The sequence below is a fragment of the Aquisphaera insulae genome (assembly GCF_011064615.1).
GTDB classification, from domain to species: domain Bacteria; phylum Planctomycetota; class Planctomycetia; order Isosphaerales; family Isosphaeraceae; genus Aquisphaera; species Aquisphaera insulae.
This window is the reverse complement of record NZ_JAALJH010000067.1, coordinates 1-24,775: the sequence shown is the minus strand read 5'-3', so window position 1 is coordinate 24,775 and position 24,775 is coordinate 1. Positions and strand designations below refer to the sequence as shown.

The window sequence follows — 24,775 nt, the reverse complement described above, 5'->3', positions numbered from 1 at the left end:
GAACGATCGGATGGAACTCGGGAGCAGACTCGCGATCCTCGGACGGCCCGGATGTGTCGGTATGCGGTAGGTCGGGGCGGAGCGTTCGCGCCGCTTCGCCCGTTGATCCCCAAAGTGTCGTCCGATACGATGTCCTGCATCCGAGGCATGCACGCACCGCCACCTTAGCTCAGTCGGTAGAGCGCAGCTTTCGTAAAGCTGAAATCCAGGGTTCGAGTCCCTGAGGTGGCTTTTCCTGGCCAACCACCCGGTCAGACGTGGTTGGGCGACGGATCGGTCAGAGGCGCCCGGATGAATCCGGAGTCCTCCGGGGCCTCATAGTCGATGCCAGCGAGCTCCGGCGTCTCGACGGCGACGTGGCCTCGGATCCGGCTGTCCATGGCGGCGTCGAGGATTCCGGTGGTCAGGAGCGTGCGCTCGATGGGGTAGGGGGGCCGACCGGTCCGGAAGAAGTCCTCGATCCGCAGGACGAGCGGGTCGAAGAAGCGGGCACCCGGCGGCGCCGGGAGGTACGTCAACGTCGAGGCGATCGTCTCCTTCCCCTTCGCATCCACCGTGCGGACGGCGACGGTGCCGTCCTGGACGTGGCCATTGAGAAGCAAGACCGTGCCGCGAAGGCCGTCGTCGTAATCGACCACGAAGCCGACCGGACCCTTGCCGGAGACCCCCAGGTCCCGGCAGTTCTGGCGGATGTCGCCGATGTTCACGGTCCGGCTCCGGCCCAGGGCGTGCCTCAGCAGCTCCCACGACCAGATTCCCTTGTCGCCAGCCTCCCAGACCGCATCTCCCTCAAGACAGGTGACCGCCTTCGCGCCCTGTGACCTGCCCCTGCGATCGCGACGCTCGGCCATGCACTGGAGGATCTCCAGGCCGTGGAATCCATAGGGTTCCGTCGGACCGTAGAAGGCCGTCAGGATGTCTCGGATGGGACGCTTAAGGGGAATCTCGAGTGCCGGATAGCGCCAGGTGACCGGCAGGCTCGAACCGGCCATGAACGGCACTTTCAGTGCCCGCGCCTGGTCGACCATCTGGAGGGCCTCGGTCCGGCTGAAGCTGAGATGTTTGTCGTTGAAGACCGGGACGACGCGGCCGGAAGAGCGGAAGACGTCGAGGATCTGGCGGAAGAAGGCGCCGCGGGGATACTGCCGCTGGAGCTTCTCGTTCTCCGGGTAGTTCCCGTGTTCGCCGATCAGGAGGACGGCGTCGACGGCGAGCTTTCCGGTGCCGAGGGTGAGCGCATCCTCGATCGTCGGGCTCAGCCGGATCGCGTGTCGCTTCGCCTTGGCCCGGCCAAGGTCGGTGGCGTCGGGCGTCTGGTCGATGAACAGGCTCGAGACCTCGAACTCGGGACGGTGGAGGACTTCCCCCGGGGCCTCTCCCTCGCGATGGACGGGGAAACCGTCGATGAATCGGCCGACGATGTGGTAGGCGTGCGAGAGATAGAAGTAGGTCGTCGCGATCGCGGCCACGCGGGGCTTGCGGCCGGGCTGGCTGGCGAGCGACGCCGGGGCATTCGCCCCGAGCACCGCGACGGCCGTCGTTTCGAGGAAGTGGCGGCGGGAGGGATGGGGTGGCTGCATGGCGGCTGGCTCCGTGGTTCGGCGGGGTGGGCAAACGGGAGCGGATGCAGGAGTGCGGGCGACGGACGTTGTCGCCGCCACGATACTCGACCCTGGAGGCGATTCCAACCCGCCAGGCCCGCTGCCCGGCCGCCGGACCGGGCTTCGTCCGGCGGGATCTTGCGGTTGATCCCCGCCGCACGGTCGGCTAGCATGGTTCTCGGTCGACGAACGATCGCATCGCCACCTTAGCTCAGTTGGTAGAGCGCAGCTTTCGTAAAGCTGAAGTCCAGGGTTCGAGTCCCTGAGGTGGCTCTTACTCCTCGCCGCGGGTTCCACTCGCGGCGTTGCTGCTCCCAACACCTTCGAGATCACACGCGAAGTCTCCATCATGCTCAACTCGGTGGCCTCGTCATCGACTTTGCTGTAGCCCGACGCCAGCGCATCACGGACCGTTTGAGGTAGGACGCCCTCCGACTGTTCCAGGGTGTTAGAATCATCACGGTTCGCCCTTTCCAGTCTGGTTGAGGGGAGAGAGCATGGAACCCATCGATGCCAGTTCGCGCTGGAATGCGTGGTCGGTGTCGGGCACACCGACGCAAATCGACGATGTCCTGAATCGGCTGAATCGTTCTCTCCCCCCGGGGTGGCGCTCGTTGACCCGGAGTGAAATTCTCGAGCTCGGTCTGAATCCATTTCAATCCGCCTTCTCTCCGGCGACGCCAGCCTGGTATTCACTAGATCCGGCATCCGACCATCTCGGCGCCATAGTCACCGTAAACCGGATTCAGCCGACTCAACTTCGCGGAGGGACCGTGTGGTTCCGGGAAGGCCCAGATCGGCCCGCTCGGCCACTCGAGGAATCCGACTGGGCACCCCTCGTTTCGCTCGTGGACCACTCCATCGTCCCCGCGGCGATGGCGGCCGGAGCCATCGTCAAGGCGCCGGAGCCCGAGGAAATCTTCTTTGGGGATTTGCCGCTCGCGGTCAGGAGCAAGCTGCGCGGGTTCTCTGATTTTGCGCGAAAGACCTTGCCGTTGAATGATGGGGAAGCAGAGAAATGGCGAGAGTTCGTGGTAACGACCTTTCGCGCAGGTGCGGTCATTGATTCTCGATTATTCGTGAACTGGCTGGTTCGGGAAGGCTGGAGCCGGACAACCTCGGAGGAGCTAGACCATCTCTTCTTCGATCAATGCCTCCTTCTGTCACGATACTCCGAGCAACTTCAGGTGGTCTGATGCTGATCGTCGAGGCCGCCCGACGGATTATCGAGAATCCATCTCCAGTCATTTTCATTGATACATGTGCGTTTGTGGACCTATTTCGCCACCAGGAAAAAGAACCGCTTCCGACGTTCAAAGCCGATGATCTGAGCGCTGCGATCGAGGTCCGCAACTCGATCCAGATGGAATTCGTCGAAGGTGCTCGCAGGTCGCTTGAAGGCTCCGTTCATCTCGTCGTGCCGGAATTGGTGCCAATCGAATTCAAAGATCATGTGGATAGGATTGAGTCGAATTTCCGAAGGTGGGTCGAGGCCCAGAACGAGAGCCAGAAGTGGCTCGGCGAGGTGATGGCGATACTTCCTCAAGTCGCTCCGAGTGAAACGGCATCCGTCAGCCTGGAGATCTCAAGAAGGTGCCGGTCGATCGCGGAGGAGTTGCTCGACGCAGCCGTGGTACTTGATCGCGACCGTGCTTGCCTCGATCGGGCCATAGGGAGATTGATCGGGAAAATACGGCCATCGCATTGCAAGGAGGTGAAGGACTCGATGAACCTCGAACAGAGCCTGGAGCTTTGTCGGCAACTCAAGGCGGGAGGGCACTCGCACCGACGCGCTTTCGTGAGTTCGAATACCAGCGACTTTGCAGCCGCGAAGACCAGTTCTCACGTCCACCCCGATCTTGATCGTGATTTCCGCAACGTCAGCCTCGAGTATTTCACGTCGATTCGAGCCGCATGGGGGGCAATTCGGTCCCAACCACGAATCCAGGGAGGACCCACCGGTCCAGCCGCTCCTGCGACGTAATCAGTTCATGAGAGATTCCCGCAGCCGATACGACCTACAAGCGATTCGGTCTCGGTTCCGCCAGGGGCGTCCGGATGAATCCCGAATCCGCAGGCGCCTCGTAATCGATGCCGGCCAGCTCCGGCGTCGGGACGGGGACGTGTCCTCTGACGCGGCTGTCGAGTGCGGCGTCGAGGATGCCGCCGGTCAGGAGCGTGCGCTCGGCGGGGTAGGGGGGCTTTTTCGTCCGGAAGAAGTCCTCGATCCGGAGGACGAGCGGGTCGAAGAAGCGGGCACCCGGCGGCGCGGGGAGGTACGTCAGGGTGGAGACGATCGTCTCCCGACCCTGCGAATCCTGCGTGCGGACGGCGACCGTGGTGTCGTCGACGTGACCATTGAGGATGATCGACGTGGCCCGCAGGCCGTCGACGTACTCCACCACAAACGCGTTGGGGCCGCGGAGGATCGTGGACGCGTCACGAACCGAGGGCGTCGCGAAGTCGCGGCAGTTCTGACGGATGTCGCCCGGATTGAGCGTGTGGCTGCGGCCGAGGGCATGCTTCAACAGCTCCCACGACCAGACCCCCCGGTCGGCGGCGGCCCAGACCTCCTCGCCTTCGAGGTAGGTCACCGATTTCACGCCCTGAGGCTTGCCCGCGCGATCACGTCGCTCGGCCATGCACTGGAGCGTCTCGAGCGCGTGGAAGCCGAAGATCTCGAGATTCCCGCGCGAGGCGACGAGGACATCGCGGAACGGCCGGCCCAGGGGGATCTCCAGCTCCGGTAACCGCCAGGTGACGGGCAGGCTCGAGCCCGCCATCAAGGGGACTCCCAGCCCCCGGGCCTGGTCCACCATCCGCTGACCCTCGGCCCGGCTGTAGCTGAGGTGCTTGTCGATGAACACCGGCGCAACCTTGCCGGAGGCACGGAACACGTCCAGGACCTGTCGAAAGTAGGCGCCGCGGGGATAGAGCTTCTGGAGCTTTTCGTTGAGCGGGTAATCTCCGTGCTCCGCGATCAGCAGGACGGCGTCGACCGCGAGCTTGCCGGTGCCAAGGGTGAGGGCGTCCTCGATCGTCGGGCTCAACCGGACGCCGTGCCGCTTCGCCTTCGCGCGGCCCAGGTCCGAGTCCTCGGCAACCTGCTCGATGTACAGGCTGGCCACGTCGAATGCCGGCTTGTGCGAGGTCGCTTCCCGCCCGGCGGGAGCCCGGTCATCCCCGTAGACCGTGAAGCCGTCCAGGAACCGGCCCACGATGTGATACGCGTGGGAGAGGTAGAAGTACGTGCTCGCGAGCGCGGCGATCCGCGGCCGACGGTTCGGCTCCTCGCCGCATGCGGCTTCGGCCATCGGCACCAGCATCATTGCGGCGGCCGTGGATTCCAGGAACTGACGACGACTCGGAGGGGTGGTCATGGAATTACCGTCGGGATGTTGGCGGCGGAAGGGCCGGATCACGAGCTTCCTCCACCCAGGATACTGCCATCCGGATGCCGGACCAAGGTCGAGGTCGTCTTACCACGACGGACCAGCGGGCCTACACTTGAGCCTTCGGTCGCCGACCAACGGGTGGCATCGCACGCGGTTTCTCACATGGATTCTCGGATGAAATTGCGAGAATTGGCTGACTGGTTGCGTCAGTGCCTGAGGTCCAGCGGGGTGCTCCAGGTCGCGGTCCTGGTCGCGCTCTGGCAGGCGGGGGGGCTGCTCTCGGCGGTCCTCGGGGTGCCGATCCCGCCGGCGATCCTGGGGATGTTCCTGCTCCTGGGCTTGCTGGCGGGGCGGGTGATCGACGTGAGGAGCGTCCGCCAGGGGGCCCACTGGCTGCTCGGTGAGATGCTGCTCTTCTTCGTCCCGGCCGTGCTGGGGATCCTCGGGCAGGAGGAGCTGTTCGGCTGGATCGGGCTGAGAGTCATGGCGACGATCATCCTGGGCATCGTGATCGTGATGGTGATCACCGCGTTCGTGATCGAAGCCTGCGTCATCCTGATCGGGAGGTTCGCGGCCCATGAGTGACTCGCTCCGGTCGACGGCCTTCTGGTCGGCGGCAACCATCGGGCTCTACGCGGCCTCGAAGCTCATCCACGCCCGGTTTCCCAGGTGGTGGTCCGCACCTCTGGCTCTCACGCCGCTCCTCCTGATGGGGCTCGTGCTGGCCACGAGGACGAACCATCGCGACTACCTGGACGGCACGCGGTGGTTGGTGGCGATGCTTGGCCCGGCGATCGTCGCCTTCGCGGTCCCGATCTACGAGCAACGCACCTTGCTGCGGCGGCAATGGCCGGCGATCACGGTCGGCGTGCTGGTCGGCAGCGCGACGGCGATGACCTCGGCCTGGTTCCTGGCGAGGCTCTTCGGGCTCGACGGCCCGTTGCGGCTGAGTTTGCTGCCCCGGTCGATGAGCACGCCGTTCGCCATGATCGTGTCGGATCGACTCGGGGGCTCGCCGGACCTCACCGCGATCTTCGTGGTGATGACCGGCGTCGTCGGCCCCGCGATGGGAGAAGCGCTGCTCCAGCACCTCCCCCTGCGGACGGCCATGGCTCGTGGTGCCCTCCTCGGCATGGGGGCCCACGGCGCGGGGGTGGCGAAGGCCCACCAGCTCGGCGACGAGGAGGGCTCCGTCGCCGGCGTGGTGATGGTGCTGGTGGGCGTGGTCAACGTCCTGGCGGCTCCAATTCTCGCCATGCTGATGCGCCCGTGATTCCGTCGTATGCCTCCGGGACGACTATGCTTGCCGGCCCAGCGCCCGGCGGAGCAGGTTGTGGGTGATCCGCTGGACACGCTCGTCCGGCCCGTGGGGGCGCGACCAGTGGGACCAGGGCAGGGTGTGGCCGGGCGGGGAGGAGAGGCCCTGGGACCAGAAGATGGTCGAGGCGTTGAAGACGAAGTTCCCCTTGGGGCCGGGATAGATCGTCGCGGCCCACTTCTGCGGGACCTCGCCGCTCACCCAGGCGGTCCCCGCGCCGACGATCTCCAGGCCGGGGATCGAGGCCGGATCGCCGTGGTACTCCCAGCCGATCAGGCCCGGGATCCGGTCCCCCTTCTTGACGCCGGTCCCCTCGAAAATCCAGTGCTCGGGCTTGACGACGATCCAGTCGCCGCCGCCGTTGACCGGCTCCACGTTGCGGGCGCCCAGGAGCAGGCCCTCGTCCGGGCCATGCTCGGGGAAGGGGCCGTGCAGCTTCTCGCGGAGCAGGGCGTAGTCGTTCTCCGCTCCGTAGGGTCCGCCGCGGAAGAAGACGCGATTGGGCCGGCCGTCGCTCGACGGCGTCATCGGCGCGACCCAGCACATGGCATTGCCTGACAGATACAGGAGGCTGACCCCGGCGTCGCGCATCGCCTCGACGCTCCGGAACATCCGGATATCCCAGTATTCATCGTGGCCGACGCTGAGGAACGCCTTGCACTTCAGGCCCCGCTCGGGCGTCATCATGTCGCTGTTCGAGCAGTAGGTGACGTCGTAGCCGTGCTGCTCCAGCCAGTAGGCCAGGGGAAACTCGAGCGGCAGGAACTCCCCCGCGCCGATGGTCAGCGGATCGTTGACGACGGCCTCGTACTGGCCCTCGCGGGCATAGGGGCGGTCGAAGCTGACCTGGGCCCACGGGCCCTGCTCGTCCTTCGGGTGGGTGTAGATCGAATAATGGCTGGGCCATTTGTTGTAGGCCTGCCACGTGTTGTCCGAGCACTGGAAGAGGATGTCGGCGGGGCGATCGTCCTTGACGATGAAGAGGATGTAGCTCTGCCAGTACGCCTCGGCCTCGCCCGCGGGGATCGTCGTCAGCCGGGCCAGGTAGACGCCGCTCGTCCAGTCGGCGGGGATCTTCAGCGTCGTCGCCGGTTGCCAGCGGCACTCGTGGATGTCCTTGATCCCGGGCTCGGGCGTCGGCTGGACCTTGCCCGAAAAGGTGCCGAGCTTCGCCATCAGTCGGGCGCCCCGGCCGCCGTAGTAGCCGGTCCGGAAGACCTCGATCTCGAAGGGCCGCGCGGGGTTGGTCGACACCATGAGGTCGATCGTCTCTCCGGCCCGGACGCTCTGCTTCGAGGCGTAGCCCTCGATCCAGGTCGACCGATACCCCGAGCCGTCTGCCCTGACTCGCGTCAATTGCCAGTCGGTCGCACCCGCCTTGCGATTCTCGGCCCGGATCAGGTCCGACTCGCCCGCACGGGCCGGCACGACGGCCGGCGCGTCGCCGTGTGCCCTGTGCCGTAGGGCGAAAGTGAGTGCGCCGAGGCCCCCGGCGAGCCGGGACAGGAACGGGCGGCGGCGGAGCGTTCCACGGGCGCTGGCGTTGGGACGGTCGGACATGACGACTGGACCTCCTTCGTCTCTGCGGCGAGTCGAGTTCGGATGGCGGGAGGGACGCGGCGCGTCTCGGTATCTGTCGACACCATACCACGAATCGCCCGGCAGGAGGCCAGACGTCCTCGCTCGCGATCGCCCACCGAGGTTTCGATGCAATCAGCCGCGTGATGGCGGATGATCTGTATCGACAAGAGTTCAGATGAAACGCGATACCAGGACGGGGTACAATGTTTAGTTAGGAGGAGCCACGGACGGGCCGCCAGCCCCGCGCCGATCAACCACGAGAATGACGGATCGATATCCATGATCACGGAACGCATCCGGGAGATGCTCGAGGCGTGCGAAGCCGGTACGCCGTCGTTCCCGCCGTCGGTCCTCTTCAACGAGGGCTGGTTGCTGCGGATCGTCCTCGACTGGTTCGCCCGGCACGGGGGAGATCGGTATCCGCTCTCGCCGAAGCCGGGGGCGCGATGGTTCTCCGAGCCCTGGCTCCCCTCGGCGTTCCTGCCTCGATACCGGGGCGACCGGCTGGCCGAGGCGCGTTCGCATGCCGACGGCGTGCTCGGGCATTTCCTCATCGGGGACCCCGGCACGGCCGGGCTAACCCTGAGGCCGGACGGCACCCAGCTCGTCGTCCTCGAGGCCAAGCTCTATGCCAGGCTCTCCGCGGGAGTGCGCAACGCCCCGTATTACGACCAGGCGGCGCGCACGGTCGCCTGCATGGCCGAGGTCCTCCGGCGCTCGGGGCGTGCTCCGGAGGCGATGGAGGACCTCGCTCTCCTGGTCCTGGCACCCAGGGCCCGGATCGAGGACGGCGTCTTCACCTGGGACGCCGCGCTCGAAGCCGTCCGCCGGAAGGTCCGGCGCCGGGTCGAGGACTATGCCGGCGAGCGCGATGACTGGTTTCGCGACTGGTTCGAGCCGACCTGGCGACGGCTCGAGATCCGCTGCCTGAGCTGGGAAGAGATCATCGAGATCGTCGCCTTCCACGCCCCGGAGGAGGGACAGGTCATCGACAGCTTCTACGGCCGATGCCTGCATTACAACCGCCCCCGGATCAAGGCGGCCTTTCCCGGGCGTGGAGCCGGGTTCTCGGGCGATCGGTCGCTCCCCGCGTTGACCGGGACGGTCGCCCGTGCCGCCGATCCGCAGCGGATGAGTCTCGAGGCCCCGATCCCGGTCAACGACCCCGCGCCCGCGTGACGTCGGGCCGCTCCTCGGGGCGTCGGCGACGCGCGAGCAGCCCGCGGGCCACCCTGCGAGCGTGGGCGGCCGGCCAGACCGCGGCGGAGCCGACGCGCCAGGTCCACGAGCGACGGAGGTCTCGCAGGTGCCCCTCGATCTCGGCGGCCTGTCGCCCCAGCGCCGCTTCGAGCTCGCGCACGCGGGGATCCACGACCGGGGCCTCCGGATCTGCGGGCGAGAGGGGAGTCGGTGGCGAGTGGGCGACGACTTCGTTCAGTTTCCTCTCCCTGGCGACTCGCTGGTCGGGGCTGAGACCCGCATTCAGCGCCGCGTACCGGTCCGCGAGCGACTCGGCATAGCGGATCACCGCGTGCCAGCCTCGCTCGCGGTCGTTGACCTTGGGAGTATGGAGGATCGGGCCGCCGTGATAGGGGAGCGGATCCAGCACGGTCTCCGGGTGGAACGGTGCTCCGGGAGGGACGGCAAATCGGCGAGCCCCCTCCGCGAAGCTGGCGGAGAAGGCCTCGATGTCTCGCTTCAAGAGCTCATAGGGCTCCCAGAGGTGGAATGCCAGCCCGGCCGCCTGGGAGCCCATCGCATGGTGCTGGAAGGCGCTGATGGCCACCTTGGCAAGATACTGGCCCTCGCCGCGGGCTGGGAAGTGGCCGAGGCATGCGCCGGTTGTTCCGACGGCGTCGCAGGGTCGATCGCCGATCCTCACCGCGTGATTGCCCTGGGTCAGCACGGCGTCGGGCAGGACGGCGAGCGCCCGCGGGACGATCGCCTTCACGTAGGGAAAGGCCTCCTCGACGAGCCGGTGCCGGATGCGAAGGACCGGGTTCCGCCGCGCCGCGTCGTCGCTCGCCTCCGGGACATACGTCCGCCATGGGAGCGAGATCGTCGCGTCGGCCCGCGCGTCCTCCGGGATCAATGAATGACCCTCGTCGACGATCGGGAACTCGTCCGCGTCGAGCGGCAGGATCCAGTCCGCCCCGAGCTGATCCACCGCGAACTCACGCATCAGGCGCGTCATCCTCTGGGACAGGTACTTGCCGGCCGACGGATCCTCGACGATCGTCAGCGGCAGCCCCTCGCGTTCGAGCGCCCGGAGGATATCGAGCGTGCCGTCGGTGCTCCCGTTGTCGGCGACGACGATGCGCTCGGCGAACGTCAGCGCATGGCGGACGAACGGCTCGATGATGTCAATCTCGTTCTTGACCGAGGAGATGGCGACGATTCGGCCGGTTCGGGGTCGCGAGCTTCGTCGAGTCAGGACCGAAGGTTCCGGCATGGGATCGACCACCTCGCGGATGCTCGCGTTGAAGGGGACATCCGGTTCGTCAGCCACGTTCACCCAGACATGGGCATGGGGAGAGCCGCGAAAATACCAGGCGAACGCCGGCCCTTCGAGCCGCCAGTTGTCCCAGGGCCCGGAATCGCCGGCGGCGAGCCTGCCTTCGCGATAGAAGGCCAGGTGGCAGGAGTCCAGGCCGCCCTGGGCGTCCAGGCAGGCGAGCACTCGTCGCCGGTCCGACGCGCGGAACGGATCCAGGAGCGCGGCCAGGACCTTCCGCAGCTCGGTCCGCTGATCCGCCGTCATCTCGGCAACGGCCAGGCCATCTCGCTCGCTCGCGGTGCGGAAGCTCATGTCGGCCTCGTGCCGCAGACGGTCGACGATCGCCGCGGAACGCTGGGGGCCGTCGAGGAGATCGAGCACGCCGGCGGCGAGTTCCGCCTGGTGCCAGAAGACGTTGCCCGGGTGGCCGGACCGCTCGGTGTAAGTCGCCTCGGGATCGTGCCCGTAGAGGATCGGCCCGCCGAATGCCAGCCGATCCTCGCTGCCGCCGTCGGCCCGCAGCGTCATGTGCCTGCCGGTCATCACGAACTGGAACTTCCCGGAGCCCGGCGTCCCAAAGATCGCGAGGCTCTGCTCCTCGCCCCAGTCCTGCCCGTACGTGTCGTCCCGCGTCTGCTGGAGGAACCTGTCGTACCACTCCGGGTTGATCAGCCCGGTGTAGATGTCGTGGACAAGGTCCTGCTGGGCGCTCGTGTAGAACGCGCTCCGGATGAACGGCCGGGTCACGTACCAGTGATTCGACACAAAGCTCCGGAGCAGTCCCCGACGCGGATCCACGTGATTCCAGGGGAAGCAGACCTCGGCCCGCTGATCAGGGCCGAGGCTATCGAAGAGGGCCTTCACCGCGGTCTCCGCGGCGGCGTCGGGACCGGCGCCCGGGGGCGTTTTCTCCGTCATGTCATCGGCCCCTTGATCCATCGGAAGCGACGATTCGCGCCGAATCCAGGTGTGGACGCGTGACCGAGGCTCGGGGTTCGCCCCGCGATGCCCGCAGGGGTCGTCGTGCCGACCTCCCCTCGGCGCGGAGCTCCGCGCGGAGTGATCGGCCCAGGGCCAGGCCCCGAGCCATCGCCTCATCGGCATTGATGTAGGCCCACTCGGCAAACCGGCCGACCGTGAAGATCCCCCGCTTCTCTAGCCAGGCACGCACATCCCGGACGATCTCATTCCGGTCGTGGGTCGGGATCGGGTAGCCGTCGGGAGCGACGAGAACTCGCGTGCTCACGACCTCCTCGGGGCCACCGACCAGGCCCATCTCCCGCAGGCATTTCAGGACCATGGCGGCGAGATCCGGGGCTGGCTCGGTCTGCCCCGGCGAGAGCGAAACCTCAGCCATGATCCCGTGACGCGGCTGGGCGCGGAGGAAGTCCGACGAGTTGTGGTTGACGACGATCTTGTGAGCCGGGCAGTCGGCCTCTGCGCTGTAGATTCGCTGGATGGGCGTATCCACGGCGTGACCGACGACCACCATGACGAGGGCCACCGGCAGCGATCTCAGCCGGCCGGCCGCTTCAAGAAGGTCCGGCGGAACTCCCTCGGTGATCGCCAGCAGTCGAGGCAGGGAGAGGGTGGAGACGAGCCGGGTCCAGCCTCGCGACTCTCCATCCCGCAGGGTCACTCGCCGCGCCGCCGGGTCGATCCATGCCGCGGCTCGCCCGGGCTCGAGTCGCTGCAGCCGGCCGGCCAGTGCCCCGAGGATCTCGCCGAATCCGCCTCGTGCCGGATAGGCCACGCTCGTGTCATCGCGTAGGGGAGTCCGTTTGCCGCCGGAGCGAGCGAAATGGCCGTCTCCGTCCCTCCGGGTCGTCCCCGCGACCCGCTCCCCGGCCCACTCTGGCGACATCTCGGCGAGGTCGGTCTTCCAGAGCTTGCGGTTGTATGGGAGCAGGAAATGACGCGCGATGCCCGCACCGAACTTCGCCCGCAGGTAGCCTTCATAGTCGCCGTTTTCGACGCTCCCGCCGGCCGCCTCGAGGCCGGCGTCGCACTCGGCGATTAGATCCTTATCCGGCAGGTGGCGATAGTGCTGCTGGAAGGGATAGGGGATCAGGGTCCCTCGTACGAAGCATCGCGCGTCGCGCCTCTGCTCGAACATGTCGACCGCGCCGAAGACCAGCTCGCGGACTTCCGGATGCGGGGTGTGGAACGAGTGGCCACCGAGGTCGAAGGTCGCGCCGTCCACCTCGATCGTCCGGCAGAGACCTCCCGGAACCGTGCTCCCCTCGAACACGACGCCCAGCTCGCCGAGCTCGAGACCGGTCGCGATCCCCGCCGGCCCGGCTCCGAGAACGACGACCGGCAGATCGTGCATGCGTTCTCGCTCCAATGCCCATGCGGTTCCGCGGGCCCGGATCAGTCGCCATCGAGCGACCGCGACGCGATGACGTCTCGCCATGCACTATCGGTCGAAACTCGCCCCTGCATTCAGCAGAATCGTGACAATCCGCAGCCACGGCGCAAGCACCGCGGGATCGCGGCCCCGGATTGCTTACGAGTACGCACGGGATTGACGTGGGCAATCCGAGTATGAATCGAGTAGGATTCCGGTGTTTCACACTTGTTCAATGGGTCTCGCCCGTCCAGCCGGGAAATCCAGCCTCACATCCCAAAACGCGGAGAGTGGACTGATGAATCGTGCCCAGGAGCACTCCATCGATCGCCGGCAGTTCCTTCAGACGAGTGCGGCGGCCACGGCGGTGGCGTCGTCCGCGAGCCTGATCGGCGGTGAGGCCCCGGCGCAGGAGGCCAGGGCGAATCAGGCCAAGCCGGTCCTGACCACGCGGAAGCTCGGCAAGACGGGCGTCGAGGTGACCTTGCTCAATCACGGCACGGTCGGTGAGCCGGCCGGCCTGGCCCGATTGCTTCGGACCTCGTATCGCGAGGGGGTTCGCTACTACGACACGGCCGAGGGTTACAGGAACTCGGAGAAGGTCATCGGCGATTGGCTGGCGGCCGAGCCCGAAGTCCGCAAGACGATCTTCCTGGCGACGAAGAGTCACGTCGGCACGCCGTCGGCCATGCTCAAGGTGCTCGATCGCCGGCTCGAGTTGCTCAAGACGGACACCATCGATCTCCTCTTCTTCCACGGCCTGAACACGGCCCAGACCGACTGGCCGAAGAGCAAGGAGCTGAAGGAGGCCGCCGAGGCGCTGAAGAAGACCGGCAAGGTGAAGTTAGTCGGCTTCTCGACCCACGACGCGAAGATCGCGGAGCAGATCCAGAACGCCGCCGAGGGCGGTTTCATCGACGTGATCATGCTCAAGTACTCGCCCTGGCTCGATAAGGATTCCCCGCTCAACCGGGCCCTCGACGCCTGCCACGCGAAGGGCATCGGGCTGGTCTCCATGAAGCAGCTCGCCGGCCAGACCGAGTTTACGGCCGACCATGTCCCGTCGATCAAGGCGAAGGGCCTGACCCCGGCCCAGGGCCTGCTGCAGGCGATCTGGACCGATGAGCGATTCTCGTCCTCGTGCGTGACCTTGCGGAACACCGAGCAGTGCGTCGAGAATGCGGATGCCGTCCGCCGTTTCGAGCCTCTCAAGCAGGCCGAGATCGACGAGCTCCGCGACGCGGTCCTCGCGTCCAATCCCACCATGTGCCCCGGCTGCGACGGTCGCTGCTCGCTGGCCGCTGGCACCAAGGCGAAGCTTGGCGACCTGACCCGGTTCTACACCTACTATGACTCGCACGGCATGCGGACCGTGGCGCGAGAGTCCTACGCCGAGCTTACCGAGGAAGATCGCGGCTGGCGCGGGGCCGACCTCGCCGCCGCCCGCGAGGCGTGCCATCACAAGGTTGACTTCTCGCGGATCCTCCCGGAGGTCGATCGGCTGCTGAGCTGATCGACCGCCGGCCCGGATTGAGGCCGGAGCCGGCGCGGAGAGCCGGCTCTGGCCGATGATGCGTGAGTATCCGATACCAGGCCGCGCGAGTCAGGAAAGCAGCAATTCCAGGTCCTCTCGGCCGAGGCTTCGGATCAGGCTGTTGTCGGCGTTGATGATGGCATCGGCCAGGGTCCGTTTCTGGGACTGGAGCTGGAGCACCTTCTCCTCGACCGTATCCCGCGCGATGAGGCGGTAGGCGAAGACCGGCCGGACCTGCCCGATCCGGTGGGCTCGGTCGATCGCCTGGCTCTCCACCGCGGGGTTCCACCAGGGGTCGAGCAGGAAGACGTAGTCCGCGGCCGTGAGGTTGAGGCCGAGGCCACCGGCCTTGAGGCTGATCAGGAAGACCTTGCAGTCGGGGTCCTCCTGGAACTGCTCGACTCGCGCCTGTCGGTCCCGGGTGCGGCCGTCGAGGTAGGCGTAGGGGATACCCTCCTCGTCGAGCCGCCGCCTGACGATCGCCAGCATGCTCGTGAACTGGGAGAACACCAGGGTCTTGTGCCCCTCCTCAAAGACCTCGCGGAGTTGAGGCAGGAGCACGTCGAGCTTCGCGCTCGACTCGCTCGTCGCCTTGGTCTTGTCGATCAGGCCGGGATGGCAGGCCGCCTGGCGGAGGCGCAGCAACGCTTCGAGGATCTGGATCTTCGATCCCGCGATCCCGTCGCGGTCAACCAGACCGAGCAGCGAGTTGCGGTAGTGTTCGCGGAGCTCGTCGTAGAGCTTGCGCTGGTCCGGCTCGAGGTCGCAGTAGATCGTCTGTTCGGATTTCTCCGGGAGGTCCTTGGCGACCTGCTCCTTGGTGCGCCGAAGGATGAAAGGCCGGAGGACCCTCGCCAGGAGCATCCGGCTCTCCTGATCGCCGCTCCGGGCGTCAGGTCCGAACTCCGCGGCCTTGCCCAGCATGCCGGGGTTGAGGAACTCGAAGAGGCTCCAGAGCTCGCCGACGTGATTTTCGATGGGAGTGCCGCTGAGCGCCAGGCGATGATCGGCCTGGATCAGGCGGGCCGCCTTCGCGGACTGGCTGGTGGCGTTCTTGATCGCCTGGGCCTCGTCGAGGATGGCATAGTCGAACGTGTGGTCCTTGAGGGCAACGATGTCGCGCCGGAGCGTGCCGTAGGTCGTCAAGATGACGTCCGACTCCTCGAATCGCTCTCCCAGCTTGTCGCGGCCGATACCGGTATGGTCGAGGACGCGGAGTTTGGGGGCGAACCGAGCGGCCTCGTCTTTCCAGTTGAATACGAGCGAGCGCGGAACCACGACCAGCGATGGCGGCGTCCGGCGGTCCTTGCTGGCCCCGGCCCGCAGTTCGCGGCGTTCCTCCAGCAGGGCGAGCACCTGCACGGTCTTGCCCAGTCCCATGTCGTCCGCCAGGCAGCCGCCGAAGCCGAATTCCCGGAGAAAATGGAGCCAGCCAAGGCCGTCACGCTGGTAGCCGCGTAGCTCGCCCTGGAACCCTGCGGGAGGGTCGGCCGGCGCAATGCCCTGGAACTGGCGCAACCGCTCACGGGCCCGTTCGTAACGTTCATCGAAGCGCACCTCGGGCTGTTCGGAGAGCAGGACATCGAGCAGTCCGACCTGCGTCTCGCGGAAGCGGAGATGATCCCCCTCTGGTGTCCCCATCCCGGCCAGATGCGCGTACTTTTTCAGCCACTCCTCCGGCAGCAGGCCGAAGCTGCCGTCGCCCAGCGTCACGAGGTTCTCGCCGCGCCTGAGGGCGGCAAGCAGGGCGGGGAGCGGCACCTCATGTCCGTCGAAGCTTGCGCCGCCGTGGAGCTCGAACCAGTCGATCCCGGACGTCACCTCGATCCGGAAATCGCCCGCCTGGCGATACAGCTTCCCCTCGGCCTCGACCTTCCAGCCCTCCTTGATCAGGGCACTCGCCGCCTTCGGAAGCTGGGTGGCCGACAGTTCCAGGACCTCACCCCGGCTGTAGTCGTTCCTGCGGCGGAAACCGACCTGTTCCAGCCTCGATTCGAAGGTCCGTTCGGCCTCGGGGTCGCGCAGGAGCAGGCGCCGATTCTCGGGCTCGAAGACGTGCCGGGCGGAGCTTCGTGCGGGGAGGACATGACCCTCGTAATCGAAGGAGAGCTGGCCCACCAGCCAGTTCGGCCCCCGCTCGTATCGCCGGCCTTGCTGGTCGCGGGACGTGATCGTCAGGCAAGGACGGGGCATCGACGCGACCTCTTCGTACCTGAGGTCCTCGGGTACGTCGAGCCGGGGCAGGTCCTTCATCCGGAGCAGGTCCTCGAGGAACTCGAGCTTCTGCTCGGCGGGGACCCGCAGCTCACCGTTCTGCCGGAGCAGGACGATCCAGGGGAACGCGTTGAAGTCCCGGAGCGGGGCGACCCGATCCTCCCAGAAGATCGGCCCGCCGCTCAGGAGCAGCAACGGCTCCTTCATCGAGAGTCTCTCCTCGCCTCGCCGGAACTCGCCCGTGACCACGTAGTTCTTGCCGCCGGCGTCCGGCTTCACTCCGAGCCAGAAATCCCACGGCTCGCCTCCATCCCAGCGGAGCACCCTCAGCATGCCGTCCTCTTCCGAGGGACTCTCCAGGCATCGGCCCGTGGCGCAAAGCAGCGGCAGCATGGCCTCGGCCATCGCCTGCGTGAGCTGGAGGCGTGCGCGTGTGTCGGCGTAGTAACCATATCCATAATAGGAGCTGCTCGCCTGTTCGTGAGCGCCGGCCAGGAGCGAGAGCAACCGACGATCCTCCGCGTCGGGCAACTGCATGATTTCGGTCCGGCCGAAACGCCGTGGCTTCGGCTTGCTCCATTCCCCGTCCTTCTTGCGATGGCGAGTCCCGACCTCGAGCACCAGCCCGTTACCCGCCAGCGAGGCCGCCAGGTCCACCACATAAACGATCTCATGTCCGGGCATGAGGGACGAGAGGGCCGTTGCCGCCTCCGGCTCCGCCATCGAGCTCAGGCTAGCCAGCGTCCGCTTCCACAGGGGAGTCGTCTCTCGAGGTCCACGGGACCGGGCCTTCCGTTTCGTTGGTTTTCCCCGACCGCGTGGATTCGGTGACGGTCGAACCGGTTCGAAGAGATCCCAGTCCTCGAGATCGACATCGCCGTCCGAGAGAATCAGCCTGAGACGCCGCACCGTCCGGCTTCCGTCCCCCAGGAGATGGCCCGCGCCTTCGGCGGCGAGCAGGGTGGCCCAGATGTGCTGGCAGTGGTCGAGAGAGTTCTCGCAGGTCGAGCACGTACAGCTCGCCTCGATCGTGGATCGCTCCCTGATGAGATGCACTTCATAAGGGCGATCTCCCTGGACCGTCGCGGTCACGCCCCACGGATCGCCCTCGACGATCTTCACCTTCCGCGAGACGAAAAGGTCGTGGCCGGATTCGCGCTGCTTTCGCGAGACATAGGGGGCCAGGGCCGCTGTGAACACTTCGTGCAGTCCTCCGAGTCGAATATCGAGGACACCGCGCTCGATCGTGAGATCATTCTACGAAGATCGAGGAGCGGTGCACCATGCGGGCCGCACGCTCCCCGCGGAGCGGGCCGGGACGGTGACCTCTCGACAGGGACATGCGGCGATTGCATCATGAACCCTCGGCAACCCGCCCTCGGGTGGTTCCGGCGGTCCCCCTTGCCGGACAACTACCCTGCGTTTCACGCCCTTCCCACCGCATCGATCCCCGGGAGACGATCCCGTCGCGGACCGATGTTGCCGCTGGGACCGCGACATTCCAAGCATCCAGGACCATCGTGTGGATCAGATCGCCTCGCCGACCCGGACCGCGATCAGGGTCATGTCGTCGTTCACCCTGGTCGTTTGCCTCTTCGCCGGTACGGCGATGGCCGCCGACCGCGGGGACATCGCCGTTGCGGACTTCGAGGGCGAGGATTACGCAGGCTGGGACGCGAAAGGCACGGCGTTCGGCAAGCACCCGGCTCGAGGGGCCTTCCCGGGCCAGTCGTATCCGGATGGCTTCCTGGGACGGGGCCTGGTGAATTCCTACATGGGAGGCGACGCCGCGACCGGGACGCTCACGTCTCCCCCGTTTCGCATCGAGCGGACTTACCTGAATTTCCTGGTCGGAGGCGGTGGGTTCGCGGGCGAGACCTGCGTCGACCTTCTGATCGACGGCCGCGTCGTGAGGACGGCCAGCGGACCCAACACGGAACCCGGCGGCAGCGAGCGACTCGAGTGGGCGACGTGGGACGTGCGCGAGTTCGAGGGCCGGGCCGCCACGCTGCGAATCGTCGACGCCCGGACCCTGAACTGGGGGCACATCTGCGTCGACCAGTTCGTCCAGAGCGACCGCAAGAAGGCACCCGAGCCGGCGACGCGGAAGCTGGTCGTCGGCCGCCGCTACCTGCACATCCCGGTCACGCGGAACGCCAGGGTCCGCAGGGTCAGGGTGGAGTCCGACGGCAAGGCGCTCCACGACTTCGACGTCAATCTGACCGATCAGGGCGAGGCCGTCGACTTCTGGGTGTTCCTGGATCTCGAAGCCGTGAAGGGCCGCGATCTGACCGTGAAATCGATGCTCCCACCGGCGTCGAGGGCCCTGGACCAACTGAAGCTCGATGATGACGTCCCGGGGGCGGAGGGCCATTACCGCGAGCGATATCGCCCCCAGTTCCATTTCACGGCCAGGCGGGGCTGGCTCAACGACCCCAACGGGCTGGTCTGGGAGGACGGCCTCTTTCACCTCTTCTTCCAGCACAATCCCTTCGGCTGTGGCTGGGGGACGACATACTGGGGGCATGCCGTCAGCCCGGATCTCTTCCACTGGACGGAATGGCCGTTGCCGCTCTCGCCTCGCGAGTACGGCGACGGCGTCTATTCAGGTAGTGCGGTCGTCGACCTTCCGAACACGTCCGGATGGGGACGGCCCGGGCATCCCGCCATGGTCGCGGCCTTCACGAGCGTCCGCCGTGGCGAATGCCTCGCGTACAGCATCGACCAGGGCCGCTCCTTCGTGGACTACGCGGGAAATCCGGTCGTCACGCACGCCGGGCGCGACCCGAGGCTACTCTGGCACGAGCCCACGAGGCGCTGGATCATGGCCGTCTACGACGCGATCACCGGCCACGAAGGCATCGCGTTTCATTCCTCCGCGAACCTCAGGGCGTGGAAGCTCGAAGGTCGCCTTGATGGCTTCTTCGAGTGCCCGGACCTGTTCGAGCTGCCCATCGAGGGGCACCCCGGCGAGTCGCGATGGGTGATCTACGGGGGCGACGGCGCCTACCTGGTGGGCCGGTTCGACGGCCGCGAATTCACGCCCGAGACGACCGAAAAGCGGCGGGTGTGGTACGGCGACTTCTATGCCGGACAGACCTTCAGCAACGTCCCGGGCGGGAGGCGGATCCAGGTTGGCTGGGGACACGGCATCAGCTTCCCCGACATGCCCTTCAACCAGCAGATGACGGTCCCCGTCGAGCTGACGCTGAGGCAATCGCCCGACGGTCCTCGGCTCCATGCCAACCCCGTCCGCGAGCTGGCCGGGCTCCGAGGCGTCCGGCATGAGATCACCGCTCGAATGATCGAGCCTGGCAGGGACGTCCGGCTGGACCTTGGCTCGGACCTGATCGAGGTCGAGGCCGAAGCCACGGTCGATCGGGCGGCGTCCCTCTCGCTCACCGTCCGCGGCGTGCCGGTCGAGCTCGATGGACGGACGGGAACGCTGCGAACCGGGGAGATCGCCGCCCCGCTGCCGATCGAAGGGGACCGGGTCTCGCTCCACGTCCTGGTCGATCGCGGATCGATCGAGGTCTTCGGGGACGACGGCCGGGTCGGGATCTCGCGCGGGGTCATCCCGCCCGCCGACGGGAAGGGCCTGGTGATCTCCGCTCGGGGCGGACCCATACGACTGACGAGACTGGTGGCCCACGAGCTCAGGTCCGCCTGGCCGATGCCGACCGACCGAACGTCGCACTGAGAGCAACATGACGCGAGTGGAGGTAGCAACATGTCGGTCCGAATCCTGCGGCTCTTCGTCCTGGTAAGCACGCTGGCCGGCGGGGCGGCCCGCTCGGACGAGCCGCCTCTGATCCTGATCCCGAAGGGCGTCTCGCGGGGCAGGATCGCGATGGCCGTCGGCAAGGAGAGCCCCGCGAGACTGGCCGCACTTCGACTCCAGGCAGTCTGTCGCGACGCTCTGAAGGTGACGATCGAGGTGAGCGACGCCGATCCCGGTCTCAAGGTGCCCGAGACGACCGTCCTCGTCGTCCAGGGGCCATTCCCTGGGGAGCGCGGTGCGCTCCTGAGGCAGGCCGGCGTGAAGCTCGACGCCGACGGCAAGCTCGCCGGCCTGGGCGAGAATGCGGATCAGGGCTTCGCGGCCGTCCGAGCGAAGGGGTCCGGTGGTCAGGCCCTGATCCTCGCGAGCGACACGTCCGTCGGGCTTCGCAATGCGATCCTGACACTCTGCGATCGCCTCTACCGCGATGAGGCGGGGAACGTCGTGATCGACCCCTTCGAGGGCCTTCACACGCCCGCCTTCTCGAGCCGGCACATCAAGACGGACGCCATGTTCGCCGGGCCGTTCAACATGGCGCTGGAATACTGGGATCCCTCGACTCCCGAGGGCGTGAACGCCTTCGCCGACTGGATCGCCGCGTTCCGGATCACCGACTATGAGCTGCTGGCCTTCGCCCGAGGTTGGGGGCTCACCTATCCGTCGTCGCGATTTCCGAAGCTCGTCAATCCGAGGCACCCGAACGCGCAGCGTGACTTCTACCCGGCGCTCATCGATCGGATGCACGCCTGGGGCCTGAAGGTCTGGGCATCCGACATCTACATCGCCTCGGGTTACTCGATGGAGGTCGGCACGGTCCCGGAGATGCTCTCGCCGGCCGCGGACGCGTCCAGGGTCAAGCCCTACGAGGCCGGCACCGGGACGTTCGCCGACGTCCTCTACGCGCCGCAGACGATCGCCTGCCTCTCGCACCCGGCCGCCTCGAAGTATTACGCCGCCGTCGTCGATGCCTGGTCGGCCGTTATCCCGGCATCGACGGCCTCGATTTCCACATCGGCCACATGTTCTCGGATTCGGCCCACAAGGTATGCCGCTGCCCGAAGTGCCGCGACCTGGTGGGCAATCGCGAGGCCGTCTATCAGTGCTTCCGCGCCGCCTACGCCGCGGCCGTGGCCCGCCGACCCGAGATCCGGATCAAGGCGCCCATCCGGATGTTCGGCGATGCCACCCGGCGGATCGAAGAGCATCACGCCGAGTTCCCCAGGCTCGAGTTCTTCGGCTGGCTCCGCTGGATCGGCGACGACGTCAAGTCTCAGGTCGATGCCCCGGTGGTCATCGGCCACGAGGACGGCGGCGGCGGCCTGGAAGGTTACCGCTTCGCCGACGCGAAACAGACCATCGCGGACGTCCGCGGCTTCCATCGGGGCTGGGAGCCGGTGGTCCGGACATACGTCGCCGTGGCCGCAAGTGCCGGCCTCAAGAAGATCTCCTGGGAGCCCGCCTTGCAGAAGGAGCTGGAGCCGGTCTACTTCGCCTACGATCAGTTCACCTGGGAGCCGTCGCTATCCTGGGCAGAGCTGGCCCGCCGCTACGTGATCCGCTCGGAGCGCCGACTCGATCCGGACCTGGCCAGGGCTTACCAGATGGCCCTCGAGGCCGGCGCGTCGATCACGCACTGGGGGCTGATCGGCTATGGACCCGGGTACGCGGCGTTCGACCGTCAGACCATCCTCCAGCCCGATCCGGCCTCGGGGATGCTCGTGGAACGTCGACTCTCGGAGAGCGTCGAGTTCCGCGATCGGGTTTCGGCACTGCGGAGGCAGCTCGACGCGATGGGCCTGCTGAAGGGGAAACAGCCCCCCGTGCCGATCGCCAGCGACCTCCGCTGGTCGCTCGTCAAGAGCCTTGAATACTATGGCGGCAACGCGGGTCAGGCTTCACACTGACCGGAAGGTCATACCTTGCCTCGTGTGTTCTGTCCTGGGGACCTCCGAGATGCTGCCCGGAACGGCCTTGCTCCTGATGGTGACCACGGCGGCCGTCGTCGCCGCCGAACCCGCCCGTCATGACGTCGTGATCTATGGGGGTACGAGCGCGGGCATCGCGGCGGCCGTGCAGGCGAAGCGGATGGGAAAGACCGTGATCGTCGTCAGCCCCGACGGGCATCTCGGTGGGCTTTCCAGCGGCGGGCTCGGCTTCACGGACACGGGCAACAAGGCGGCGATCGGCGGCATCGCTCGCGAGTTCTATCACCGCGTCTGGCTCCACTACCAGGACGACTCGGCCTGGAGGTGGCAGAAACGGGCCGAGTATGGGAACAAGGGGCAGGGGACCCCGGCCGTCGACGGCGCCGCGCGGACGATGTGGATCTTCGAGCCCCATGTGGCGGAAGTCGTCTTCGAGGACTGGGTGAAGGAGAACGACATCTCGGTCGTCCGAGACGCCTGGCTCGATCGGTCGCCGGGGGGCGTGACCAAGCAGGACGGACGGATCGTCTCCTTCCGGACCCTCGACGGCCGGGCGTTCGCGGGCAAGGTGTTCCTCGACGCCACCTATGAGGGGGACCTCGTGGCCGCGGCCGGCGTGACCTACCACGTCGGGCGGGAGTCGAACGCGACCTACGGAGAGTCCCACAACGGTGTCCAGCTCGAGGACCGCCACCACGGTCATCACTTCAAGAAGCCCGTGGATCCGTACCGCGTGCCGGGCGACCCGTCGAGCGGCCTCCTGCCGCGGATCAGCCCCGAGCCGCCCGGGAAGACCGGCGAGGGGGACCGAAAGGTCCAGGCGTATTGCTATCGGATGTGCCTCTCCTCCGCGCCCGAGAATCGGCTCCCGTTCCCGAAGCCCGAGGGCTACGACCCGAGCCAGTACGAGCTGATCCTCCGCGTCTTCGCCACCGGCTGGCGCGAGACCTTCGAGAAGTACGACCCGATCCCCAATCACAAGACCGACACCAACAACCACGGGCCCTTCAGCACCGATAACATCGGCATGAGCCACGATTACCCCGAGGCCGGATACGAGCGACGCCGCGAGATCCTCGCCGAACATCAGCGATATCAGAAGGGGCTGATGTACTTCCTGGCGAACGATCCTCGCGTCCCGGACGACGTCCGTTCCCAGATGGCCCGCTATGGCTTGCCGAAGGACGAATTCACCGACAACGGCGGCTGGCCCCACCAGATCTACGTCCGCGAGGCCCGGCGGATGGTCGGGTCCTACGTGATGACCGATCGCGACTGCCTGGACCTGAAGGAGACGCCGGAGTCCGTCGGCATGGGCTCGTACGCGCTCGACTCGCACAACGTCCAGCGGTACGTGACCTCCGGCGGCCACGTCCAGAACGAGGGGGACATCGGTGTGGCCGCGCCCCGGCCCTACGAGATTGCCTACGGTTCCCTGACGCCGAAACGTGACGAGTGCCGGAACCTCCTGGTCCCCGTCTGCCTGTCCTCGTCTCATGCGGCCTACGGCTCGATCCGGATGGAGCCCGTCTTCATGATCCTGGGCCAGTCCGCCGCCACCGCCGCCTGCCTCGCCATCGACGATGGCCAGTCCGTGCAGGACGTCCCCTATCCGAAGCTCCGTGACCGCCTGCTGGCGGACCGGCAGGTGCTGCACCTCAAGGGCCGCTGAACGAATCAGGGCGTGATGTCGTCCTGGCTCATCGGCAATTGCCGACAGTAGAGCGGCAGGCGGCTCCCGCCCGGAGTGATCGCCTTGTCCCAGACGGTGCCATCGATCTTGGCGTTGATGAACCGGGTTGAGCCGTCGCAGAAGAAGCAATTGACGCCGCCGGGGTGGCCGCTGTTCGGCGACATGGACGAGCCTTCCACCGTCGAGTTGTACGAGTAATTGATGTTGTCCCTCGTCGCGATGTTGTTCCCGGCCGCCCAGCCCGATCCGTCGACGGTCCCGTTCAGGCCGGCGGTCAGGATCCCATCGGTGCAATCGTAGTAACCCGAGACCGCCGTGCAGACGTGAGGGGAGCCGTTGAACATGCAGAAGTTCGGGAGCGGACAGGCCCAGTTCGTCACCGTTCCTCCCGACAGCGACGACCCCGCGGAGTAGCCCGCCAGCGAATTCTCGGAAAGCAAGAGCGTATTGCTCGCGCCATCGACGAGGTCCACGTCGCGGGTCTTGATGTCCCACGGATATTTGCCCGTCGATGTCCCCAGGAACATCACGCCGAGCAGGCGGGTGACGGCCGCATTGGACTGCCAGGACAACCCGGTGATCCCGCTGGTGGCCGGAGACCACTTGGCGAGCACTCCATTCGACCCGCCGCTATCCTTCGGTCCCACTTCCCAGCTCAGGGGGAAAGCGTGCCAGCGGGAGAAGCCGCCGTTGACCACGTAGCTCAGGTTCCCTTGCTGGGCGGCGACGGTGCGATCGTCCGGGCAGGTGAGGACGCTGAGGTTCGTGGAGGAGATCTGGAGATTGCCGGGGATCGCGGGGCTATCCGAGCTGGGGTCGATGTAGGTCTTGGTTGGGTTGCAGTTCGTCGACAGCTCTGTCGAGTCGAGATAGGGCAGGATATCGA

General features: G+C 66.7%; 17 protein-coding genes and 2 tRNA genes. 11 read left to right on the top strand and 8 right to left on the bottom strand.

Features of this window, described 5'->3' with window-relative positions; all coding sequences use genetic code 11:
* The first annotated feature begins 158 nt into the window (after window positions 1-158).
* A tRNA-Thr gene (locus G6O54_RS26765) sits at window positions 159-231 on the top strand.
* 20 nt (window positions 232-251) lie between these two features.
* Here G6O54_RS26765 and G6O54_RS26760 read toward each other — a convergent pair.
* Entirely contained in the window at window positions 252-1,580 is a 1,329-nt protein-coding gene (locus G6O54_RS26760) for a hypothetical protein (protein ID WP_165230222.1), read from the bottom strand.
* Window positions 1,581-1,801: 221 nt separating this feature from the next.
* Here G6O54_RS26760 and G6O54_RS26755 point away from each other — a divergent pair.
* From G6O54_RS26755 to G6O54_RS26745, 3 genes are all read left to right on the top strand, one after another.
* Window positions 1,802-1,874: transfer RNA gene (locus tag G6O54_RS26755), tRNA-Thr, on the top strand.
* 224 nt (window positions 1,875-2,098) lie between these two features.
* Window positions 2,099-2,797, top strand: coding sequence for a hypothetical protein (locus tag G6O54_RS26750; RefSeq protein ID WP_165230219.1), 699 nt, complete (start codon window positions 2,099-2,101; stop codon window positions 2,795-2,797).
* Window positions 2,797-3,585 (top strand): PIN domain-containing protein, encoded by a 789-nt coding sequence (locus tag G6O54_RS26745; RefSeq protein ID WP_165230216.1) that lies wholly within the window; start codon window positions 2,797-2,799, stop codon window positions 3,583-3,585. The genes G6O54_RS26750 and G6O54_RS26745 overlap by 1 nt, the downstream gene beginning before the upstream one ends.
* Window positions 3,586-3,619: 34 nt before the next feature.
* On the opposite strand, the gene G6O54_RS26740 is transcribed toward G6O54_RS26745, so the two are convergent.
* Window positions 3,620-4,981 carry a Gfo/Idh/MocA family oxidoreductase gene (locus tag G6O54_RS26740; RefSeq protein WP_165230213.1) on the bottom strand — a complete coding sequence of 454 codons (1,362 nt, stop codon included), beginning with the start codon at window positions 4,979-4,981 and terminating at the stop codon, window positions 3,620-3,622.
* A gap of 189 nt (window positions 4,982-5,170) precedes the next feature.
* On the opposite strand from G6O54_RS26740, the gene G6O54_RS26735 reads away from it, so the two are divergent.
* Window positions 5,171-5,581, top strand: a complete 411-nt coding sequence (locus G6O54_RS26735) for a CidA/LrgA family protein (RefSeq protein ID WP_165230210.1) — start codon at window positions 5,171-5,173, stop codon at window positions 5,579-5,581.
* A complete protein-coding gene (locus G6O54_RS26730; RefSeq protein WP_165230207.1) occupies window positions 5,574-6,269 on the top strand; it encodes an LrgB family protein in 696 nt (231 codons plus the stop codon). Before G6O54_RS26735 ends, G6O54_RS26730 begins: the two co-directional genes overlap by 8 nt.
* A 24-nt stretch (window positions 6,270-6,293) precedes the next feature.
* On the opposite strand, the gene G6O54_RS26725 is transcribed toward G6O54_RS26730, so the two are convergent.
* A complete protein-coding gene (locus G6O54_RS26725) occupies window positions 6,294-7,874 on the bottom strand; it encodes a N,N-dimethylformamidase beta subunit family domain-containing protein (protein ID WP_165230204.1) in 1,581 nt (526 codons plus the stop codon).
* 300 nt (window positions 7,875-8,174) lie between these two features.
* Here G6O54_RS26725 and G6O54_RS26720 point away from each other — a divergent pair, with 300 nt between their 5' ends.
* On the top strand, window positions 8,175-9,074 hold the full coding sequence (locus tag G6O54_RS26720) for a hypothetical protein (protein WP_165230201.1): 900 nt from the start codon (window positions 8,175-8,177) through the stop codon (window positions 9,072-9,074).
* Here G6O54_RS26720 and G6O54_RS26715 read toward each other — a convergent pair.
* A complete protein-coding gene (locus G6O54_RS26715; protein ID WP_165230199.1) occupies window positions 9,052-11,310 on the bottom strand; it encodes a DUF3500 domain-containing protein in 2,259 nt (752 codons plus the stop codon). The two genes, G6O54_RS26720 and G6O54_RS26715, sit on opposite strands and share 23 nt — an antisense overlap.
* A gap of 1 nt (window position 11,311) precedes the next feature.
* Window positions 11,312-12,724 (bottom strand): protoporphyrinogen/coproporphyrinogen oxidase, encoded by a 1,413-nt coding sequence (locus G6O54_RS26710; protein ID WP_165230196.1) that lies wholly within the window; start codon window positions 12,722-12,724, stop codon window positions 11,312-11,314.
* Window positions 12,725-13,040: 316 nt separating this feature from the next.
* On the opposite strand from G6O54_RS26710, the gene G6O54_RS26705 reads away from it, so the two are divergent.
* Window positions 13,041-14,255: an aldo/keto reductase gene (locus tag G6O54_RS26705; protein WP_165230193.1), complete on the top strand. Its 1,215-nt coding sequence runs from the start codon at window positions 13,041-13,043 to the stop codon at window positions 14,253-14,255.
* 90 nt (window positions 14,256-14,345) lie between these two features.
* Here the strand turns inward: G6O54_RS26705 and G6O54_RS26700 are convergent, their stop codons facing one another.
* Window positions 14,346-17,690, bottom strand: coding sequence for a DEAD/DEAH box helicase (locus tag G6O54_RS26700; RefSeq protein WP_165230190.1), 3,345 nt, complete (start codon window positions 17,688-17,690; stop codon window positions 14,346-14,348).
* A 364-nt stretch (window positions 17,691-18,054) separates the two neighbouring features.
* Here G6O54_RS26700 and G6O54_RS26695 point away from each other — a divergent pair, with 364 nt between their 5' ends.
* Window positions 18,055-20,190 carry a glycoside hydrolase family 32 protein gene (locus G6O54_RS26695; RefSeq protein ID WP_165230187.1) on the top strand — a complete coding sequence of 712 codons (2,136 nt, stop codon included), beginning with the start codon at window positions 18,055-18,057 and terminating at the stop codon, window positions 20,188-20,190.
* 548 nt (window positions 20,191-20,738) lie between these two features.
* Here the strand turns inward: G6O54_RS26695 and G6O54_RS26690 are convergent.
* Complete coding sequence (locus tag G6O54_RS26690; protein ID WP_165230183.1) at window positions 20,739-20,882, bottom strand: hypothetical protein; 144 nt, start codon at window positions 20,880-20,882, stop codon at window positions 20,739-20,741.
* A 408-nt stretch (window positions 20,883-21,290) separates the two neighbouring features.
* Here G6O54_RS26690 and G6O54_RS26685 point away from each other — a divergent pair, with 408 nt between their 5' ends.
* Together G6O54_RS26685 and G6O54_RS26680 are read left to right on the top strand one after the other, a co-directional pair.
* Window positions 21,291-22,175 (top strand): hypothetical protein, encoded by an 885-nt coding sequence (locus G6O54_RS26685; RefSeq protein WP_165230180.1) that lies wholly within the window; start codon window positions 21,291-21,293, stop codon window positions 22,173-22,175.
* Window positions 22,176-22,224: 49 nt separating this feature from the next.
* A complete protein-coding gene (locus G6O54_RS26680) occupies window positions 22,225-23,868 on the top strand; it encodes an FAD-dependent oxidoreductase (protein ID WP_205679051.1) in 1,644 nt (547 codons plus the stop codon).
* A gap of 5 nt (window positions 23,869-23,873) precedes the next feature.
* On the opposite strand, the gene G6O54_RS26675 is transcribed toward G6O54_RS26680, so the two are convergent.
* Window positions 23,874-24,775 (bottom strand): DUF1559 family PulG-like putative transporter (locus G6O54_RS26675; RefSeq protein ID WP_165230177.1); only part of this gene is annotated, 902 nt, incomplete at its 5' end.

Coding starts and splice junctions, on each gene's coding strand:
- G6O54_RS26760 (WP_165230222.1), bottom strand. CDS start 1,580: ATGCAGCCACCCCATCCCTCCCGCCGCCACTTCCTCGAAACGACGGCC.
- G6O54_RS26750 (WP_165230219.1), top strand. CDS start 2,099: ATGGAACCCATCGATGCCAGTTCGCGCTGGAATGCGTGGTCGGTGTCG.
- G6O54_RS26745 (WP_165230216.1), top strand. CDS start 2,797: ATGCTGATCGTCGAGGCCGCCCGACGGATTATCGAGAATCCATCTCCA.
- G6O54_RS26740 (WP_165230213.1), bottom strand. CDS start 4,981: ATGACCACCCCTCCGAGTCGTCGTCAGTTCCTGGAATCCACGGCCGCC.
- G6O54_RS26735 (WP_165230210.1), top strand. CDS start 5,171: ATGAAATTGCGAGAATTGGCTGACTGGTTGCGTCAGTGCCTGAGGTCC.
- G6O54_RS26730 (WP_165230207.1), top strand. CDS start 5,574: ATGAGTGACTCGCTCCGGTCGACGGCCTTCTGGTCGGCGGCAACCATC.
- G6O54_RS26725 (WP_165230204.1), bottom strand. CDS start 7,874: ATGTCCGACCGTCCCAACGCCAGCGCCCGTGGAACGCTCCGCCGCCGC.
- G6O54_RS26720 (WP_165230201.1), top strand. CDS start 8,175: ATGATCACGGAACGCATCCGGGAGATGCTCGAGGCGTGCGAAGCCGGT.
- G6O54_RS26715 (WP_165230199.1), bottom strand. CDS start 11,310: ATGACGGAGAAAACGCCCCCGGGCGCCGGTCCCGACGCCGCCGCGGAG.
- G6O54_RS26710 (WP_165230196.1), bottom strand. CDS start 12,724: ATGCACGATCTGCCGGTCGTCGTTCTCGGAGCCGGGCCGGCGGGGATC.
- G6O54_RS26705 (WP_165230193.1), top strand. CDS start 13,041: ATGAATCGTGCCCAGGAGCACTCCATCGATCGCCGGCAGTTCCTTCAG.
- G6O54_RS26695 (WP_165230187.1), top strand. CDS start 18,055: ATGTCGTCGTTCACCCTGGTCGTTTGCCTCTTCGCCGGTACGGCGATG.
- G6O54_RS26685 (WP_165230180.1), top strand. CDS start 21,291: ATGTTCTCGGATTCGGCCCACAAGGTATGCCGCTGCCCGAAGTGCCGC.
- G6O54_RS26680 (WP_205679051.1), top strand. CDS start 22,225: ATGCTGCCCGGAACGGCCTTGCTCCTGATGGTGACCACGGCGGCCGTC.